At 71.3% G+C, this 18,544-nt stretch carries 13 protein-coding genes; 1 reads left to right on the top strand and 12 read right to left on the bottom strand.

The genetic code is table 11. From position 1 onward, the window contains the following. Positions 1-200: 200 nt before the first annotated feature. The 9 genes from ACFXHB_RS28205 to ACFXHB_RS28245 form a co-directional block, all read right to left on the bottom strand. Complete coding sequence (locus tag ACFXHB_RS28205) at positions 201-1,190, bottom strand: hypothetical protein (protein ID WP_380577467.1); 990 nt, start codon at positions 1,188-1,190, stop codon at positions 201-203. A 119-nt stretch (positions 1,191-1,309) separates the two neighbouring features. Continuing rightward, the gene (locus tag ACFXHB_RS28210) at positions 1,310-2,578 is read right to left on the bottom strand and encodes an ATP-grasp domain-containing protein (protein WP_380577468.1); all 1,269 of its coding nucleotides are present in this window, start codon (positions 2,576-2,578) and stop codon (positions 1,310-1,312) included. Between the two features lie 56 nt (positions 2,579-2,634). Continuing rightward, a complete protein-coding gene (locus tag ACFXHB_RS28215; RefSeq protein ID WP_380577469.1) occupies positions 2,635-3,765 on the bottom strand; it encodes a GNAT family N-acetyltransferase in 1,131 nt (376 codons plus the stop codon). 38 nt (positions 3,766-3,803) lie between these two features. Beyond that, on the bottom strand, positions 3,804-5,123 hold the full coding sequence (locus tag ACFXHB_RS28220) for an MFS transporter (protein WP_380577470.1): 1,320 nt from the start codon (positions 5,121-5,123) through the stop codon (positions 3,804-3,806). A 664-nt stretch (positions 5,124-5,787) separates the two neighbouring features. Further along, entirely contained in the window at positions 5,788-8,202 is a 2,415-nt protein-coding gene (gene cas3 / locus ACFXHB_RS28225) for a CRISPR-associated helicase Cas3' (protein ID WP_380577471.1), read from the bottom strand. 23 nt (positions 8,203-8,225) lie between these two features. Next, entirely contained in the window at positions 8,226-8,903 is a 678-nt protein-coding gene (gene cas5, locus ACFXHB_RS28230; RefSeq protein WP_380577472.1) for a CRISPR-associated protein Cas5, read from the bottom strand. Next, entirely contained in the window at positions 8,900-9,925 is a 1,026-nt protein-coding gene (gene cas7i, locus ACFXHB_RS28235; RefSeq protein ID WP_380577473.1) for a type I-B CRISPR-associated protein Cas7/Cst2/DevR, read from the bottom strand. The genes cas5 and cas7i overlap by 4 nt, the downstream gene beginning before the upstream one ends. Next, positions 9,922-11,355 (bottom strand): hypothetical protein, encoded by a 1,434-nt coding sequence (locus ACFXHB_RS28240; protein ID WP_380577474.1) that lies wholly within the window; start codon positions 11,353-11,355, stop codon positions 9,922-9,924. The genes cas7i and ACFXHB_RS28240 overlap by 4 nt, the downstream gene beginning before the upstream one ends. Then, positions 11,352-12,080 carry a CRISPR-associated endoribonuclease Cas6 gene (locus ACFXHB_RS28245; protein ID WP_380577475.1) on the bottom strand — a complete coding sequence of 243 codons (729 nt, stop codon included), beginning with the start codon at positions 12,078-12,080 and terminating at the stop codon, positions 11,352-11,354. The genes ACFXHB_RS28240 and ACFXHB_RS28245 overlap by 4 nt, the downstream gene beginning before the upstream one ends. A 3,061-nt stretch (positions 12,081-15,141) precedes the next feature. Between ACFXHB_RS28245 and ACFXHB_RS28250 the strand changes: the two genes are divergently transcribed. Further along, positions 15,142-15,423, top strand: a complete 282-nt coding sequence (locus tag ACFXHB_RS28250; protein WP_380577476.1) for a hypothetical protein — start codon at positions 15,142-15,144, stop codon at positions 15,421-15,423. Positions 15,424-15,486: 63 nt separating this feature from the next. On the opposite strand, the gene ACFXHB_RS28255 is transcribed toward ACFXHB_RS28250, so the two are convergent. The 3 genes from ACFXHB_RS28255 to ACFXHB_RS28265 form a co-directional block, all read right to left on the bottom strand. Then, positions 15,487-17,220, bottom strand: a complete 1,734-nt coding sequence (locus ACFXHB_RS28255; RefSeq protein ID WP_380577477.1) for a relaxase/mobilization nuclease domain-containing protein — start codon at positions 17,218-17,220, stop codon at positions 15,487-15,489. Further along, positions 17,210-17,695 (bottom strand): plasmid mobilization protein, encoded by a 486-nt coding sequence (locus ACFXHB_RS28260; protein WP_380577478.1) that lies wholly within the window; start codon positions 17,693-17,695, stop codon positions 17,210-17,212. Before ACFXHB_RS28260 ends, ACFXHB_RS28255 begins: the two co-directional genes overlap by 11 nt. A 201-nt stretch (positions 17,696-17,896) precedes the next feature. Further along, on the bottom strand, positions 17,897-18,121 hold the full coding sequence (locus ACFXHB_RS28265) for a hypothetical protein (RefSeq protein WP_380577479.1): 225 nt from the start codon (positions 18,119-18,121) through the stop codon (positions 17,897-17,899). Positions 18,122-18,544: the final 423 nt, after the last annotated feature.

Here is an 18,544-nt window from a genome sequence, read left to right on the forward strand (position 1 = left end):
GCGGGCGAAATCACCCAAACCAGGCCCATAGGCCCAACTCTGGCGATACCCTGCCCAGCCAACGCTCAAGCCGCCAAGTGAAGCACTCAGTCACAACCGACTGTGAGCGGCAGCCTGCAAGGTCCGACGCTCTGACCGCCGAACTCTCCGCCCGCGCCGGAATCCGTGGGAACGAGGCCGGCCGCGTCGGAGTACAGGCTTCACCTGCGCGGTGCGCGGTTCCGGTCGGCCTGCTCGGCGCGCAGGACCTGCACGACGAGGGAGGAACCCGCCGCGGGTAGTCGGGGTGAGCGTGCCTCCGCGGCGGCGGTGCGGCCGGCCGGCTCGGCGGGGACGGCAGCTCCACGCAGGAGGGCGGCGAGGACAGGTCCGGCGCTGAGCCAGGTGCCGACGTCCGACCACATCTCCGCGTTGCGTTCCTCGACCGCGGCGGTGCGGCCGGGCTCGATCGGTGTCCCGTCCGCCCGGCTGTGGCGCTGCAGTGCGGGCTTCCACTCGTCGAGGGTCCGGTTGGCGCCCTCGAAGGTGCCGGCCAGGGTGCGCAGGTAGTAGCCGCTCCGGTCCGCTTCCGGCCCGGGGGGCAGGAGTTGGTGCGCGGCGCGGCCGTCTCGGAGGAGGGCGTCGGCGTGGGGCAGGACCCGCTGGAGGTGGGCGAGCGCGGTGGCGTCGCGGCGGACCTTGCCGTCGTCGTAGAGCTGCTCGTCCAGCGGCCAGCCGTCGTCGTCGCAGAGGCCGTCGGAGATCGAGTCCCAGTGGTCGAGGGCCAGTTGGGCACCCTGGAGGGCTTCTTCCAGGACGGCGAGCCGGTGCCGGGCCTGGAGTCGGTCGTGGAGGGGCAGCAGCGTGCGCTCGATGCCGGCTGCTGCGGTCTCCGGGTCCGCGGGGAGGGCGAGGTCGAGCTGTTCAGCGGCGAGCGCCTGCTGGGTGTAGGAGTGTCCGTCGGTCAGGGCGATCGAGCGGATCGAGTAGCCGTACCCGGTGGCGGGCTGCTCCTCGGTGACGAGGAGTCCGATCGGCCGGGCGGGGTCGGTGAGGACGGAGGCGTTGCGGAAGTCGGCCAGCCGGATGGGGCCGAGGGCGAGCATCGAGACGATGTCGGCCATGTCCGCATCGAGGTGCTGGTGGTGTTCGGCCGTCCAGGTGCCGGGCAGGCGGGCGGCGAGGGCGGTGGCGTAGGAGGGGAGGTCCACGGTCCTTGTTCTCGGTTGTCGGCTCGGGCCTGGGGCTGTCGTCGGTGCGGGCGAGTGGATACGGTCGCGGGGCGGGCCCGGCGCGAGCAGTGCGCCGGGCCCGCCGTCGCTTCGGTGGGTCAGCCCGCGGCCGGGGCGGGGTCGACCGCGATGTCGAGCAGGCCCACGGCGTGGGCGAGGTGCTCGTGGACCTGGGCGGCATCGGTGCCGGTGACCACCAGGTGTCCCAGGCGGGCGGTGCCGAGGTCGCCGGCCGGGGGCAAGAGGACCTGCCGGCCCGGCTCGCACTCCCACACCAGGCGCTCCAGCCAGGCGGGGTTGCCCAGTTCGGGTCGGGGGCGGGCGGTGCGGACGGTGCCGGAGGTGGCCGGGTAGAGGAAGCGGACGCCGGCGGAGGCGGCGCGGGTGGGGGTGAGGTCGGGTTCGCGGCCGAGGGCGATGTCGGCCGCCGCGGCGGCGAGGTCGATCCCGGTCGCCAGGCGCACCAGGTGTCCGATCAAGTCTCCGCCGATGCGCCCGTTGGCCTCGATCAACCGAGCGCCGTCGGCGGTCAGGCGCATTTCGACGTGGGAGACGCCGGAGTTCATGCCGAGGGCGTCCATGGCCGCCTCGGCGACCGGGCCGACCTGGGCGAGGAGCGGGTCGTCGGCGGCCACGACGTGGCCGACCTCCTCGAAGTGGGGCTCGGGCCCGAGGCGCTTGCGGGTGACGGCGACTGCGGTGGTGATGCCGCGCACCGTGACGCACTCCACCGAGATCTCGGGGCCGTCCAGGTACTCCTCGACGAGGATGCCGCTGCCCTCCTCGCCCTGGTCCTCGGCCCGGCCGTTGGTGTAGGCGAAGCCGGCCGGCAGGTCGTCGGGGTTCTCCACCTTGATCACGCCGATGCTGCCCGCGTGGGAGGCCGGCTTGAGGACCACGGGGTATCCGATGCGGCGGGCCGCGCGGGCGGCGGTCACCAGGGAGGTGACCCGGATCGACTGGGCGGACGGCACCCCTTCCGACGCCCAGACCGCCCGCGAGGCGGCCTTGTTGCGGCAGGCCGCGGCGGTGGCCGAGGACTGGCCGGGCACGCCGAGGTCGGCGGCGACGTGCGCGGCCGGCACCAGCGCGTACTCGTCCCACGTCACGACGCCCTTGATGTCGTGCCGCTCGGCGAGACGGCCGACCGCCCACCGCAGTTCCTCCAGGTCGCCGAGGTGGGCCACCTCGTGGTCGCGGACGTGGTCCAGCTGCCAGGTCGGGTCGGTGGCGTTCACCAGGACCAGCGGGCTGCGCCCGGCGGCGGAGGCGAGACAGTACGACCTGTAGGCCATATCCCCCGAGCCCAGGACCAGGAGCACCCCCTCGTCACGGGTGTCGTTCGTCGGGGTGTTGGTGGTGGTCATGCGGGTCCTTCCGGTACGGGGCGGCGCGGTGGGCGGGTCGGCGGGCACGGCGGTGTTCACCAGCGGGCCGGCGGGGGCAGGTGCGGGGCGGCCTGGTTGCCAAGGCGCTGCGACAGCCGTCGCAGCGCGTGTTCGGTGTCGGGCTGGTGGCCGATCAGGTGGACGACGGTGCGCAGGATGCGTGGCCGGTAGCCCAAGCGCGCCTTCGCCAGGTGGTTGGCCCGTCCGGCGTCAATGAGGATCGCGCCTTGGTCGATCGCCCAGCGGGCGGACTCGCACATCAGCCACGTGTAGACGAGCGGTGCGGCCGGGTGCTCGTAGTCGAGGCCGGACGCCCAGAGGTAGAGGCAGCCGTCATACAGCCAGCCGTAGATCCCGCCGACGAGGCGGCCGTCGTGGCGGGCGGCGAGCAGGACGGTGCCGGGTACGGCGACCAGCTGCTCGAACATGTCGCTGCCGTACAACCTCGTTCCGTGGCGGTCGGCGGTGCCGGCGGCCATTGGGGCGAAGGCGGGGACGGCGTCGAGGATGTCGCGGCTGGTGGTGAGCGGGTCGAGGACGAGGCCGGCTTCGGTGCCGCGGCGCCAGCGGCGGCGGATGTCCCGGCGCTGGCGCGAAGGCATGCCCTGCCACCACTGCTCGATGGTCGGCCCGAGGGTGCGGGTCCAGGCGACGTCGGTGGCCAGGTCCAGGACCTGTCCTGCACCGGCGGCGTGGGCGGCGGCGGTCAGCCGGTCGGCCTGGTGCCGGTCGAGTCCGGGGTGGACGAGGGCGCTGGCGCCGAGCCGGGCGGCGAGGTCGAGGCCGGCCCGGGTGGTGGCGGAGGCCATCGTGGCGGTCGCGGTTCCGGCTCCGCCGTACTCGGCGTGCGGGCTGTTCCCGGCGTACAGCACGGTTCCGCTCCACACCGGGGGGACGTCGGCGTCGGTCTCCTGGCTCGTCCAGTACGGGCAGCCGTCGGCGGCGGTGAGGAAGTAGGAGACGGTCTCGGCGTCCCCGGTGGCGGGGTCGGTCAGGTGGAGGTGGTGGTGTTCCAGGATCCGCTCGGTGGTCAGTGTCGACCAGGCGCTCGCCCAGGTCCGGGTGCGGGAGGGGTGCGGCGCCCGCCGGGTGTCGGCCGGTGCGGCGGCGGGGTGCTCGTACCAGCGGGCGGTGACCTGGGGTACGGCGGTGCGGGGCAGGGTCATGCGGTGGCGGTCTCCAAGGGGTTGCAGGCGGGGGAGGGTCAGGCGGCTTCGGCCTGGAGGACTTCGTCCTGGGCGGCGGGCTCGGCGGCCGGCTGCTCGTAGGAGTGCCGGTGGCGGTGGAGGCCGACCAGGCAGAAGCCGGTGGCGACGGTGACGGCGGCCGCTCCGGCGAACAGCAGGGCACGCACGCCGCCAGCGGGGACGACGGCGACCAGCAGGCCGGCCAGCGGGAGCGGGGCCAAGACGAGCAGGACGCAGACCGCCAAGGTCGCGCCGAAGCGCCGGGCAGGAATCAGGCGGGCACGGGCGGTGCGCAGGGCGACCATCGCGGCACCCTCGGCGGCCATCAGCGTGGCGACCGCCGCGGTGTAGGTGACCAGGGTCGGTGCGATGGCAGCTCCGGCGGCGGCTGCGCAGGTGACGACGCAGGAGGCGAGGATCACGGGGAAAAGTCCGTGCCGGTCGATGGCCGGCTTCGCGGCGAGGACGGCCAGCAGGGAGGCGCCCGCCGCGACGCTCCACACCAGGCCGGTGGCGGCGGTGCTGTGGTGCAGCTCCCGAGTGACGGTGATCGGTGTGGACACCTGCAGAAGGCCGGACAGCAGGTTCGCGGCGGCGAGCGTGGCGACCAGCCAGGCCAGGGCCGGGGTGCCGAGCACTCCCTTCAGACCGCCAGCCAGGGCGTCACGGGCCCGCTCGCGGCGCTGCTCGGCGACCAGGCGCAGGCGCACGCGCGGGGTACGCATGACCAGCGCCATGGTGATGGTGACGGCGGACAGAATCGCCACGGCGGCGAGCAGGAGCGCCGGACCGGCGAGCAGCAGCGCACCGCCGATCAGCGGGCCCAGCAGGGCTGCGCTCTGGTCGATCGCGGTGAACCGCGACTGCACCCGGTGCGCCTGGGCACCGGCTCGCCGGCTCGCCTCCGACCCGAGCGACTCGACCGCGAGGAAGCTGCCTTCGGCAAGCATCCCGGCCACCACGCCGAAGGCGAGCACGACGGGTACTCCGAGGCCCATGCTCATCCCCACCAGGGTGAGCAGGGCGGCCCCGCCGCGCGCCAGGCTGGTCGCCAGGACCGCGGTCTGCGGGCTGTGCCGGTCCACCAGCGGGCCGCCGAGGACGATCGCGGCGAGCCTGGGCAGCCACTCCAGCAGGAACGCCGCCCCGGTCCACACCACCGAGTGGGTGAGGGTGAGGACCAGCAGCGGCACGGCGTAGGTGATCACCGAGCCCGCGAGGGCGTCGGTGCCGCGCAGCACGTAGCAGCGCAGCAGCCAATCCCGGTCGCCCTGCGGCGCCCGGCGCTGGGCACGCTCGGCGCGGTCGCCGGACTCCGTGAACGGGAAGACGGACATGCTGCTCCTGCTGGCGGTCGGCGGCTGAGTGGTGCGCCCGCCGACGGAGCGTCGATCGCGTTCGTCGGCGGGCGGACCCCAAGACTCCGTGCCATGCAGCCCGACGCATCGCGCCGATCATGTGGTATAAGCCGCGCTTGGGTGATCCATGCGGATTGATCAAAGCGCCAGGGGCGCCACGAGCCCTATCCGGTGGGCTCTCGGCCATTGCGCCACCGCGCAGCGCGCGGCCCTGTCACCGGCCGGGCCCGCGCGGCTTGCCTCCTGGTGCGCGCGGTGGCGGCGAGCTGGCGCAGTACGAAGTCCAGCGAGTGACAGCGCTGTCAGGCCAACGGCTCCGACATCACTCAACCAAGTCCAGTAGCAAGGGGATTGGCATCGCCGCCCTCGACCTGTGCTCCTTGGAGTTGCCGCCCCTTCAAAGGCAGATCAGGGCGGCAGAACCTTCGGCTTCGACTCTTGGGAGTGGTAGTTGATACCCCTTTTCAGGGGCGATGAGAACAGGCACGGTGGTACTGCTACCGCTGGTCTGCGCTAGTTGCTACTCCGCCGGGCGCGATGAGACCCGCTGAGCCTTCGCCCTGGTGCTCGGCTTCAAGGGGTTGCTACCCCTGAACGGGGCGATGAGCGTACCTATCGTGCGTTGTTGATGCGCCGGCGGCCGTCACACGACCTGGCTGGTCTGGTAGGCGTGTCGGTGGGGGCCGCGGACGGCGAGGAGGCCGAGGTCGGGGTCATAGTCGGCGTCAAGAATGCGGACGCTGAGGGCTTTTTCGTAGCGGCTGAGTGGGGCGGCCCAGGCGGGCATGGGGATGAGGTACTGGTCGGCGACGAGGCGTCCTTCGGCGGCAGTGCCCTGGGTGAGGGCTTGGGTGTAGGCGGCGCGGTGCTGCTCGAGGATGGCTTCGGTGCCGTCGAAGAGTTCGTCGAAGGTCTGGGCGAGGTCGGTGCGGTCGGCGAAGGGACGGCGGAAGGTGAGGAAGGCGCTGTCGAAGGTGTCGCGATGGGTGGTGACTTCGTTGTGCCAGCGCTGGCCCCAGCCGGTGGCGTAGATGGTGTTGAGCCAGCCGGTCGCGTCGGCCTCACTCACGATGCGGTTCTGGTGTTCGAGCAGGCGCTGCCAGCCGGCCTTGACCGGCTCACGGGGATAGATGCCGTCGGCGAACTCACCCGGCTGGTTGCGTCGGCGGGTCCATGCCGGTGCGTGGACGATGACGTCGGCCAGCTCGCGTGCGCCGAGGCGGTTGACGCGGCCGAACCGCTGGAGGAGGGCTTCCAGCGGTGCCGCGGCGGTGAAGAGGACATCGAGGTCGAGGTCGAGGCTGACCTCGACGACCTGGGTGGCGACCAGCAGCCCGGGGCGGCGGTGGGCTGATGCGCTGGCGAATCGGTTTCGGATGTTCTGCTCGATGCGGTTGCGGTCCTGTCGGGTGAAGCGGGAGTGCAGGAGGAAGGCGCTGTCGTCGCCGTGGAGGGCCCGGCTGTGCGGGGCGAGTTCGGCGAAGAGGGCTAGGGCGTGGGCGACGTTGTTGGCGACGACCAGGACGCTCTGGCCCCGGTCGAGCCGGGCGCGGATCTCGTGGGTGGTGGCCGGGTCGGTGAGGTGGTGCTGGCGGACTTGCAGGCGATGGCGGGGTGGCAGGCCGAGATCCGGGGTGTCCACGAGGGTGGGCGTCTGGGCGAGCGTGTCCTCGAAGAGGTCGGCGAGGACGTCGGGCAGGGTGGCGGAGACGACGGCGATCCGTCCGCCCAGGCGTTCCCACAGCCGGGCCGTGGCGAGGATGTAGCCGAGGCGGCGGGAGTCGTAGGCGTGCAGCTCGTCCAGGATGAACACCGAGTTCGCGGCGTCCACGAGCAGGCCGGCGTGGGCCGAGCCCGCCAGCGCGGCGCGGAACAGCTGGTAGGGGGTGCCCACCCGGACACTCTCGCGGAACAGGCGGGTGAACGCAGCACGGGACAGGGCCTTGGACGCCTCGCTCTGCTGGCAGGGCCCGGCCTGTTCGTCCTCGTCGGGGTTGTCGGTGGAGCGGATAGCGGCGGCCAGGTGGTAGGAGGCGGCGCGGGAATGGGCGACACCGACCAGCTCCGGATCGCCGAGGAGATCGGCGAAGCGGTCGGCCATCGCGTTGATGGAGGCGAGGTAGGGCAGGGTGAAGAAGACCCTGGGCACCCCGCCTGTGTGCTGGGCGAGCTCGGTGACCTGGCGGGCCGCCCACAGCAGCACGGCCTCGGTCTTGCCGCTCCCGGTGGGCGCGCGCAGGAGCAGGTGACCGCTGGCCTCGGCCGCGCGGAGCTGGTGCTCGCGCAGCACCCGGCCCTTGGTGGCCATCTGCTCTTCGAGGGCCGGCCGGAAGCGGTGGTCGAACGGCTGGAAGGTGTGGAGACAGCCGTGGGCGGAGGAGAGGTGGTCGGCGACCGTCACCGCTCCTTGGAGCAGGACGGCGGCCAGGCCGACGTCGGCGGCCACCCGCCGGTCCCAGCGGTTCAGCAGCTCGGTGAGGATGCCGTGCGCCGTGTCGGTGAGGCCGGTGCTGGTCAGCGCGCCGGTCTTGTGGGTGGTGGGGAGCAGGGCGGTGGCTGCGGTGGTGTGCAGCCAGCCGAGCAGCGCCGTCACCGCGTTCTCGTCGATCGGGCCGATCCGCTTCGCGAGTTCATCCGCTGTCAGGCCGTCGTAGAGGAAGCGCAGATCACGGCCGTTGCTGCCGGTCAGGGCGCGGTGGTGGGTGGCGACACCTGCCGCCACCCACCCGAGCAGCTGCTCGTCCGGGACCAGGGCCAGCAGGAAGCCCAGGGAGACGACCTCGTGCCGTTCGCCCCAGGAGCGCAGCCGGCCGAGGAGCATCTGCTGGCAGCCGTCGGGGAGTTTGCCGCCGTCGTGGTACAGCCCGCTCAGCTGGGCGGCCGGCCAGAACCGGCCGTCCAGCACGCGCTCGGCGGCCTCGATCCGGCCGACCCGCCGGGCGAGCTCGATCCCGGCCGCCAAGGTGGCCTCCAGGTGCGCTGTCAGCTCTTCGGGGGGCACGGCGCCGCGGGTGCTCTTGGCCAGCAGCGTCCGCAGGGGATCGGCGCTCGTGCCCATCGGTGTCTCCTTCTGTTGCCGGGTCAGGCCGGGCTGACGGCGGTGGTGAAGTGGGCGCCGGGGTGGACCGGCGGCAGCAGCAGGACGGCCTGGCCGTCGGCGTCCGACCAGCTTCCGGGCACCAGGGTGCTGCTGCGGGCGGTGGCGTCGTGCCGGTAGTCGCCCCAGACGGTCCGCTCCCGCCCCGGGGCCACCGACGTCGGCAGCCGCAACAGCGTCCCCTGAGCCTTCGGGAAGGTGGCGACGACGGCCCCGCGCTGCTCGCCCTCGACCGGGGTGAGGACGGTGTGGTCAAGGCGGATTCCGACGAGGTCTTGGCTCCGGCCGAGCCGCAGCGGCCACACCGGTCGCCGGAGCCGGCTGCGCCACATCTCGGTGTCGTCCAGCAGCCAGACGTGCACGGTGGCGTCGGCGAGGAACTCGCGGGTGCGCGGCACTGGGGTCGTGGCCTTCCCCGTCGCCTCCAGTGGGTGGTAGGTCTCCAGGTCGATGCCGCTTCCGGCGGCGTGGAAGGCCATGGCGAACCGCAGGCCGATGTCGACCTCGTCCCAGCCGCCGGCCGCTGCCGCGAGCATGCCCGCGACGGTGGACGGGGGCGGGCAGGGATGGGTGACCTGCACACCGGCGTACAGGTGGTTGCGGAAGGAGACCACCGGCGCGGTCAGCCTCACCCGTAGCGCCGTGACCGAGGCGGCCGTCATGCCGCGGGGTCCTCGAACCAGGCGTCGTGCTCGCCCGCACCGATCCGGTCGGCCAGGCCGTTCAGGATCACCCGGGGGTGCCCGAAGATCACCGCGCCGCTGTCGACGAGGTCGGCGAGGTCCTTGACGGCCCGCTCGCGCTGGTCACCGAGGAACCCGGGCGACCAGCCGACCAGCACCGGGCCGTCCAGCTCGTCGCTCCACGCCGCGATCTCCTCGCGCAGCACATCGGCCTGGAAGACCACCCGGCCGTCGTCGGCGCCGACGATCCGGGTGAACGGGTTCACCCCGCCCTTGACCGAGGCGAGCAGTACCAGCGCCGGGGCGCGGTCACCGTAGTGGAGGGCCTGCTTCGCGCCGCCGCGCACCGCAGCGAGCGTGCGCAGCACGGTGTTCACCCGCCGCCGGCGCTCCGCCAGCGGCAGCTTGACCGCGCCGGTGCCGCGCAGAGTCGTCTTCTCGGCACCCGCCTTTACGGCCTCCTCGGCGGAGGCCGGGCTCAGCGCGGTACGCAGGCCGGTGCCGTCCGTCTCGAAGACACCGACACGGGGAAGGTCCAGGAGCACGTCCCCGGCCAGGACGGCGCTGTAGAGCTCGTGGGAGTGGATCACCGGATGCTCGCCGGCAGGGAAGTCCCGGCTCATGGTGCCGAAGTCACTGGTCGGGCGCTGGGGGACGACGGAGACGAACGTGCCGGTCGCCAGCACCGTCTCGCGACCGTAGCTCTCCTTCTTCACCGCCACCATGTACCCGAACAGGTCGTCGTCCAGGTGCAGATCCGGGCGGCCCGCGGTGTACGCCTGCTGCTTCGCGCCGGAACCGCTGCGGGTCACCGGCGACCGCGACTCCTGCACAGGCAGGCTGTCGCGCAGCCAGCGGCGGAACGCCTGCGCAGACACGTACGGGTAGGCGTCGCGGCCCACCCGCAACTGCTTGACCTTGCCGTTGTTGTCCTCCGCCAGTCCGTTGTTCGGGGCTCCCGCCACCACATCCAGAACGATCTTGCCAACCAGGTACGTCACTGCTGCTCATCCTCCGTGTCGAACGTCAGGGCTTCGAGGTCGCGGGGATCGAGATCCTCCTCGCTCTCCTCCTCCGGTTGCTCGGGCTTCCAGCCGAGCGAGTTCAGTTCCTGCAGCACACCGACCAGGAGCATGTCCCGGTGGAACCAGGCCGGGTTCTGCGAGACCGGGCTGAACAGCAGCTCGAAGGCCCGCTCGGTCACCAGCGGGCCGGCAGCTCCGGCGGGTGGCTTGACGGTCCACTGCACGCCCTGGGATGTGAGCCACGCGCGCAGCTTCGACGGGTCGCGCAGCAGGGTGCGGAAGCTCCGCAGCTGGCCGCCGGTGGTGGCGGTGTTCAGCAGCGCGGCCACGTTGCGGGCTGTCCTGGCGATCTCGGCCAGGTCTTTCTCGGTCATCAGCATTACCTCGGTCGCGAAGGAGTTGAGCAGCACGGCCAGGGCCTCGGCCCTAGACCGGTCACGCCCGGTTCGGGTCAGGCCGCCGAGCAGCCGGCCGTGGCCGGCGGACACGATCCGGCTGGGCGAGCGGAAGACGTTGCGGGCCAAGGTCACGAGCCCGGGAGTCGACGAACTGGCGTGGGCGCGCACCAGCTCCGCGAAACCCGCACGCCGGTCAGCCAGCCGCTGGGTGCGGCGCAGCCACTCGGCCAGCGGCTGCTCCAGCGCGTGGGTCTCCAGCTCCTGGCCGCGGTTGTTGTTGTTGAACACCATGAGGTCGACGGCAGCGCCCATCGGTCGGCGGTGGGTGCGCAGCGCGACAAGTGCGACGACTTCCTGCGCGCCGGTCTGCCGTTTGCTGGCGGTGCCGGTGGCGGCGAGCATCCGGTTGTGGTCGACCTGCTCGGCCACGGCGTGCTGGAGGAAGTCGTCGTCCCAGCTGTGCAGGGCGATGGACGGGCCGCCGGTCAGGCGCACCCCGTAGGGCAGCGCGTAGAAGCTGCACAGGCACGGCCAGCACAAGGCCATGCCCTCGTGGCCTCGCGGGGTGGTGTTGCGGTACGACTGGCTCTCGGCGAGCGGCACGTCGCTCTTCCCGTAGTACCCGACCGCCTGCCGTGAACACAGCGAGCACACCGTGGGCGGCCAGCCGGACGGCGGGGGCAGAGTCCGCCACTGCTCCACCCGCTCCGTGATCTCGGCATCGGTGCGCTTGCCGTTGCTGGGGTGGTTCATCGCGGTGTTGGGGAAGAAGGAGTAGCTGACTTTCAACCAGAAACCGTCCGCGGCCTTGCTGTCGCGTCCGAGCGCTGCACTCAGCGCGTCCCGGGCCATCTGTGACAGCGCCGCCTCGAACTCAGCCTCGGTGGTCTCCTCCGGAGAGCCGTCGCCAGCCAGGGCCGCGAGCGCGAACGCCCCGACCCGCTGCAGGGGGTGCGCGGTCAGCACCAGTCGGGCCTGGCCGAGGTCACCGCGAGCCGGCGCGCTCATGCCGCCACCCAGCCGAACCCGGCCGAGTTCGCCTGGCCCAGGCCCCAGCTCCACAAGGCCCGCAGCGTCTCCGGCGCTCCGGACAGCTCCACCTCGACGGCGGCCCCAGGCTTGGCACCCTGCCCCACCGCGAATGACCTCTTCGGCCCTACCCAGGACACCGACTCCAGGCTGACCCCGGCATCCAGGCCCAAGGTCTCGGCCTTGCGCCGCAGGTTCCCCTGGAAGTAGCCCGCCCACTCCAGCTCTGTCGGCAGCACCCACGCCTGACGCGGCCCGCGCACTCCATCCGGACTGTAGCCGGAGCCCTTCATCACCACCGGAGTTGACGTCCGCAACACCGCCCGGCCATCCGCAAACTCCGGCGGCTCCACCAGGCCAAAGCCCGTCAGGCGCAGGGCGACCCCACCCCAGTCCAACAACTCGCGCTCCGCGAACCCTGCCGCCAGCGCCTCCACGATGGCCGGCACCGGGCTGCCGAACTCGACCACCCCCCGCCCACCAGCCGCATACCGCCCCGGCCGCCGCCGTGCGGACGAGAACACAGGCGCACCATGCCCGAACGGCGCCATCCCGTGGGGCCCCTCACCGTGCTCGTGCAACCGGCGCCCAAGCTCCGGAGCCACCCGCCCCAGCACGTCGTAGACCACCCCCCGGCCAGGGGCCAGCACGCTGCCCCACGGCACCTCCTCCGCCGCCGTCACCACGGCCAGCCGCACCCTCATCCCGCACTCCAAAGCTCAAACGGCATGACAAACCAGCAAGCTGACGAACCGCCAGCCGCACAGTCCAGGACCCTAAACTGCACCACTGACAGCCGTCACAAGATTGCGCACAGTCACCCACGACCCCGGGCACCACGCGATGCCCTACCGTTGAACAAGACCACCCAGACCAACGCCAAGCTGCGCACCCCAGCGCCATGACATGGCCAACAGCATCACCGGACTCCCACTGCAGAACCTGACTCACTGGCCAGTCATATCCGGCGTCTGACCTGTAGCTTTACCATCGGGTCTCATCGCCCCTGAGAGGGGTAGCAACGCGATCTGCGCGATGGTGTGTCCCCGGGTGAGCAGGGTCTCATCGCCCCTGAGAGGGGTAGCAACATGTACGCCGGGCCGGCGAGTTTGCGCGGCCGCCGGGTCTCATCGCCCCTGGGAGGGGTAGCAACATGCCCAGGCCGCGCTTGGTCCGGCTCAGTGGTCGTGGTCTCATCGCCCCTGGGAGGGGTAGCAACTAGAGGAAGAGCGTCCGCAGGACGAGTTCATTGATGCATCTCATCGCCCCTGGGAGGGGTAACAACAGCTTCCGTAGCTTCTCCCGAAGCCCGTTTACTGTCGCCTCATCGCCCCAGGGAGGGGCAGCAACGCGAGGATCGTCCTGATCTGGAAGATCGTCGGTGCGGTCTCATCGCCTCTGGGAGGGGTAGCAACATCATGACCGGATCTCCCGACTCTGCCGCCAGGAACGCCTCATCGCCCCTGGGAGGGTTAGCAACGAGTAGGGCAGTAGGAAGCAGACTTCATCAGCGAGCGCCTCATTGCCCTTGGGAGGGGTAGCAACCCGACCTACGTCCGCAAGGTCGTCGCCGGGGAGGCCACTTCATCACCCCCAGGAAGGGGTAGCAACCTGGTCAGCAGCACCAGGTGACCGGCCAGGATTTCGCCTCATCGCCCCTGCGAGGGGTAGTAACCTGGGGAGCTTCACCCACCAGGTGATGACCGTGCCGGCCTCATCGCCCCTCGGAGGGGTAGCAACCAGATGAGGGCGACGATCGGGTTGACGTAGATCTTCGTCTCATCGCACCTGGGAGGGGTAGCAACGTCGCATAGTCCACCGGCGACCAGTGGGCCGGATTCGCCTCATCGTCCCTCGGAGGGGTAGCAACAGGCTCAGACCGCCAACTACGTATCCGCTTGTTGAAGGCTCATCACCCGTCGGAGGGGTAGCAACGTGATCAGCCATCTCATGCCGGGCGTTGGCACGCCCTGTGGCTTATCACCCCTCGAGGGGTAGCAACTACCATGGCGCCTCGTCCACCTCCGGGTCCACGTAGTCTCATCGCCCCTCGGAGGGGTAGCAACACGAGGTCCCAGCAGGCGGTGCCGATCACGGAGACCTTCTCATCGCCCCTGGGAGGGGTATCAACTACTGAACGGGCGTTCCGGGCTTCATCGGGTCCTCCAGCTCATCGTCCCTGGGAGGCGTAGCAACAACGTGGCGTTGTGCGCGAGCTTTGCGCGGTCGCTGGTCTCACCGCCCCTCGGAGGGGTAGCAACGTCTGGGACCTGATGCGCCTGATGGACGCGCTGGGGTCTCATCGCCCCTCGGAAGGGTAGCAACAGCCACAGCTCGCGCTGCTTCTCGGCAGCAACGTGGGCTCATAGCCCCTCGGAGGGGTAACAAGGTGCGCTGCCCGGACAAGCGCTCCCGTCGGATTTGTCGGGCTCATCGTCCCTCGGAGGGGCAGCAACTCCCAGACGTCGTACCGCACGGGGGTACCCGGCGTGGGCCTCGTCGCCCCTCGGAGGGGTAGCAACGTCAGCGTCAGCGACCCGGACGCGCCGTAGCCGCCGGGTCTCATCGCTCCTCGGAGGGGTAGCAACATGATCGGCGTCGTCGTCTCGGAGGACCGGCCGTAGGTCTCATCGCCCCTCAGAGGGGTGGCAATCGGAGCGAGTGCGCGACGAAGAGCGTCACCTCACCCGGCCCATCGTCCCAAGGAGGGGTTGCAATCTGGTCAGCCAGGTGCGAGTGACCCGTAGACACAGCAACTCACTGCCCCTCGGAGGGGTAGCAACAAGTCCATGGCTATGGTGTAGGCGGAGGGCGAGTCGCCTCATCGCCCATCGGCGGGTGAGTAACCCGGCGGAGCGGTCGAATGCGGTCGAGGCCGCAGCCGATCGTCTCCTGTCTCATCGTTGCTCCTTGAAGGGGTGGCAACAGCTGCGTCTGGAGCAGCAGGTAGCTCAGCGCCGCCGGCTGATCGCCCCTCGGAGGGGTAGCAACCTGGTCCACTTCTCCAGCGGCACGGTGCAGATGAGGTCTCATCGCCCCCGAGGGGTAGCAACGTATACATCTCGCGTTTGGCGACGGAGGCCCCGGTGGCCTCATCGCCCCTCCGAGGGGTAGCAACACCACCACGGACAGGTAGGCACGCAGGCCGGCGCCCATGACTCTTTTCCCCTGGCAGGGGTAGCAACAGCCACAGCTCGCGCTGCTCCTCGGCAGCGACGTGGGCTCATAGCCCCTCGGGGGGGACCAACTAGTGCATTCGCACGTCCCAGTCCTGAAGGTAGGTCGTCTCATCGCCCCTCAAAGGAGTAGCAACTAGTCGGTGCCACCGCCGAAGAAGTGCTCCGCGCGGTCTCATCGACCCTTGGAGGGGTAGCAACTAGCCGGGGGCTCGCAGACGGAAGGCTGCTTCGAATTCTCATCGCCCCCTCGGAGGGGTAGCAACCGCCACACCTGCAGCGCGGCCCGCTCGACCGGGTCGAGTCTCATCGCCCCTCGGAGGGGTAACAACTAGGTCAGCGGGATCCCAAGCTTGCTGCCGAACGGGCCCTCATTTCCCCTGGGAGGGGTAACAATCTGTTGAGGGCGTGGCAGCCGGAGCCCAGAAGCAGGGCTTCATCACCCCCGTAATGGCAGGAACTGCTTCATCGTCACCGAGCCGAACACTCTGCGGCAGGAGTGCTGGCCGCGGATGTTCCCCTCCGACCTCAACTCCCCCTCGCGGCTCTGGTGCTGACCTGACGGTAAGCGAATCTCGGGAGGTATGCAGTGACGATCGACAACTCCGACACGGGCGGGCCCGACGACTACGAGCTGCTGGCGACAGGGGTCTGGAAGGACGGCGAGGTGGTCTCGGCCGTGGTCCGCGTCCAGCGGCAAGCCCCGCTCCCGCCGATGCCCCCGCTCCCCGAACCCTCTGGCCGCTGCGCCCGGAGGCCGGAGTGCCTCGACGGCGAGTGCTACTGCGGCGAGCCGATGCTCGACGACTTCGCGTTCCCCAACGGGGACGGCCCGGACAGCTACGGCAGCTGGGGCAGCTGGGAGGAGTAGCTGCTGCGGCTTCGCCGGGGTTGTTCCTCGGGTAGGTCTGCGCGAGGAACAACCCCGGGAGGTTCAGCGCCGGCTGTTGCGGGCCTGACGCCCCTGGACGGATGCCGGAGCCGCCGGGCCGTCGGTCCGGGCGCGGACGCCGGGCCCCTCGGGACTGGCCGAGGGCGCGGCCGACAGCTTCGCGATCCGGCGGACCCGCCAGACCATGACGGCGGTGACGGAGTCCGCGGTGTCGAGTTCGCGGCGGCTCCTGGCCTTCTCCAGGAGCGCGGCCGGGTCGTGGCCAGCCGCCTCCGCCTCCGCGAGGGAGGCCGCGAGCGCGTCCCAGTCGCTCTCGCCGCTCTCGCCGACCACGGCTTCGGGCAGCTTCGCCCGGATCACCGCGTCCTGGCGCTCGCGCACCGGTGACGGCAGGGAGCGACCCCGCGCGGCCATGGCCGCCATCGGGCGGGCGGCCACCGTGGCGTACGCCGCCCGCAGCTGCTCGGCCGCGGCGCTGGCGGCGGCGGCCTGCTGAGCGTGCGAGCGCGCGGAGTGCCACCGGGCGGAGGCGATGGCCAGCAGGATCAGGGCCGACAGCAGCATGGCGGTCACGCCGCCGTCCTCGCCCCGGTTCCCGGTGTAGCCGCTGCTGAGCATCTCGCGGGCAGCTGCTCGCACTGCCCGGTTGTCGGCCCGCTCGGCGCGCACGTGGGAGCGTGCTGCCCGCTCGAATGCCCTTGCTGCAACTATGAGTTGGGCCCTTGTGTCGGCCGGAGCGCGAACGGCCAGCACGTCGATGATCTCGATCGCGCCGACCAGCTGCCCCGCTGCGTCCTCTTCGCTCCCTTCCTCTATGGTCCGGGTGGCGTTGTCGACCGCGGCGGCGGCGTCCCGGCGGGCGCGGGCGGCCCTGGAGCCGGATACACGGGACTTGCCGGTGGCCGGGTCGCCCTGCTCGGCGGTGCTCGCCCCGGCGGCCCGGACGCCGCCGCTCAGCCGCTTGCGGATGCGTGGGAGGGAGAGGTCGGGGGCCAGCTTCGAGCCGGGGAAGTAGACCGGGTCGCCCTTGCCGTTGAGGTCGTCCGGATCAGCGACCGAGTACCCCAGGGTGTCTCCGGAGGGTCCGATGCGCCGCTGCACCAGCAGGCCAGCGGCGGCGAGGCGGTCGAAGAACTCGGCTTCGCTCGCGCAGCCCGCGACGGCGCGGCGCACCTGGTCCCGCAGCTGGAGGCGGACGGGTTCCGGTCGTCCGAGCCGCTCGGCTTTGTGGGTTTCCGCGCTGGTCGGGCGCTTGGCGGCGGTCTTGTCGCCGGGATTGAGCTGCTTGAGGCCGAGGTCCTTCTCGATCTGCCGGCACTCGTCCTGGGCGCGCTGGGCGTCACCGTTGAGGCGGGCTTGGCGCCCGTCGCCGCGTACGACGGTGGCCATGATGTGGATGTGGCGCGGGTCGTGGCGGACCGCGATCCAACGGCATCCGTCCGGGTCGCCGGGCTCGGCGATGCCGGCGGCGGCGACGACGCGGCGGGCAACCTCGGCCCACTCCTCGTCGGTGAGCAGCCGGTCGTCGGGGTCGGCGCTGACGGGGCAGTGCCAGACGTGCTTCTTCGGTCGCCTCGGTCCGAGCTGGTTGACCCGCAGGTCCAGGACCTGCTCCAGCTGCTTCAGGTTCGCTGCGGGGTCGCGGCCGGGGTCGGGCGCGAAGCCGTCCCAGCTCGCCACCAGGTGTGGGTCGAAGTGTTCGTCGTGCTTGCCGGGGCCATAGAGGTAGGCCAACAGGCCGTACGTCTTGCTGCCGCGGCTGATATCAGGGACCAATTGGTCCACCGGCGACCAGCTGGGCGGCGGCGTCGTCTACCGCAGCGACCGCGGCGCGGACGGCTCCGAGGGTCGGGGCCAGCTCTGCCGGCTGAACGTAGCCGGCGGCATTGAGGCCGAAGACCATCTGGTTGAGGTTGTTGCCGACGCGGGCGAGCTGCGCGCGGGAGGCGGCAAGCTCGTCGACGGCGCGGTCGAGGCGGTCTTGGGGGTCGCGGTCAGCGGGTGTTCCGCGGGCGGCGCTGAGGGCGCTGGTCGCGAGGAAGCGACCGACGGTGACGGCGCGGGCAGCGGCGGCGGTGTCGATCTCGGTTTTCTCTTCAATGTTCAGACGCACGGTCAGCTTGCACGTGCGGCTCTGGGGGTCGCGGTGGCGACGGCGCGGGCGGCGCGCGGGCGGCGCGTCGGCAGTCGGCTCAGCGGTCAGCTCGGTGGCGTCGTTCAGCAGCTCGATCGTCTCCTCCTCCTTCTCCATCCCGGCACCCCCTGGTGCCGGGAGACCGAGGACGAGTCGAGCGCCCCCGCTCGACTCGTCCTCGGTCTCCCTCGCCCCTCCTGGGGGCGAGGGCAAGTGCGAAAACCGGGCGTAAGCCCGGCTTTCGCGATAGCTTGCTGCGCCGTAGGGGCCAAGCGCTCAGGCACCGAACTGCGGTACTGCGCAAGCACTTTGCCCAGATCAGGCGGCGGATTCCTCCAGTTCGAGCTTGGCGTCGAGGAGCAGCCCGAGCCCGTAGTCCATGACCTCGATCGGGTTCTCCAGGACGACCTTGGGCCCGTGAACGGTCCGGCGGACGAGCCAGCTGCCGTCGCTGGCGGCGGTGGCGGTGCGGACGAGGCGCTGCTCCAGAAGAAGGCTCATCAGGGCATCGGGCGTGGTCTTCGGCGTGGCAGTGCAAGTCATGGGCGTTTCCTCGGAAGCGAGTTGGGCGTGGGGTGGGGGCGCGGTGCGACGGAATGCGACGGGCGGGCGGAGCCGGATGGGGAGGTCGGCGGAGGTTTGGCGTCGGTGTCCTCGATCATCTGCAGCAGCAGGCCCATGCGCGCGTTGCTGATGGAGTAGCCCTCCTTCCGGAGCCCAGCGGCCACGACTTCCCGGTTGGTACGGCCAGCCCGCGCGGCGGCCTGCCTCGCGACAGGCACCAGCACCTCGAGCTTCACCCGCGCCCGTCCGGTTGCCGGCACCGGACCGGACGAGCCCGGACCACCGACCGGACCAGACGGACCCGACCCCGACACCGGACCGGACGGACCCGACCCCGACACCGGACCGGACGGACCCGACCCCGACACCGGACCGGACGGACCCGACCCCGACACCGGACCT

The sequence above is a fragment of the Kitasatospora sp. NPDC059327 genome (assembly GCF_042752535.1).
GTDB lineage: Bacteria > Actinomycetota > Actinomycetes > Streptomycetales > Streptomycetaceae > Kitasatospora.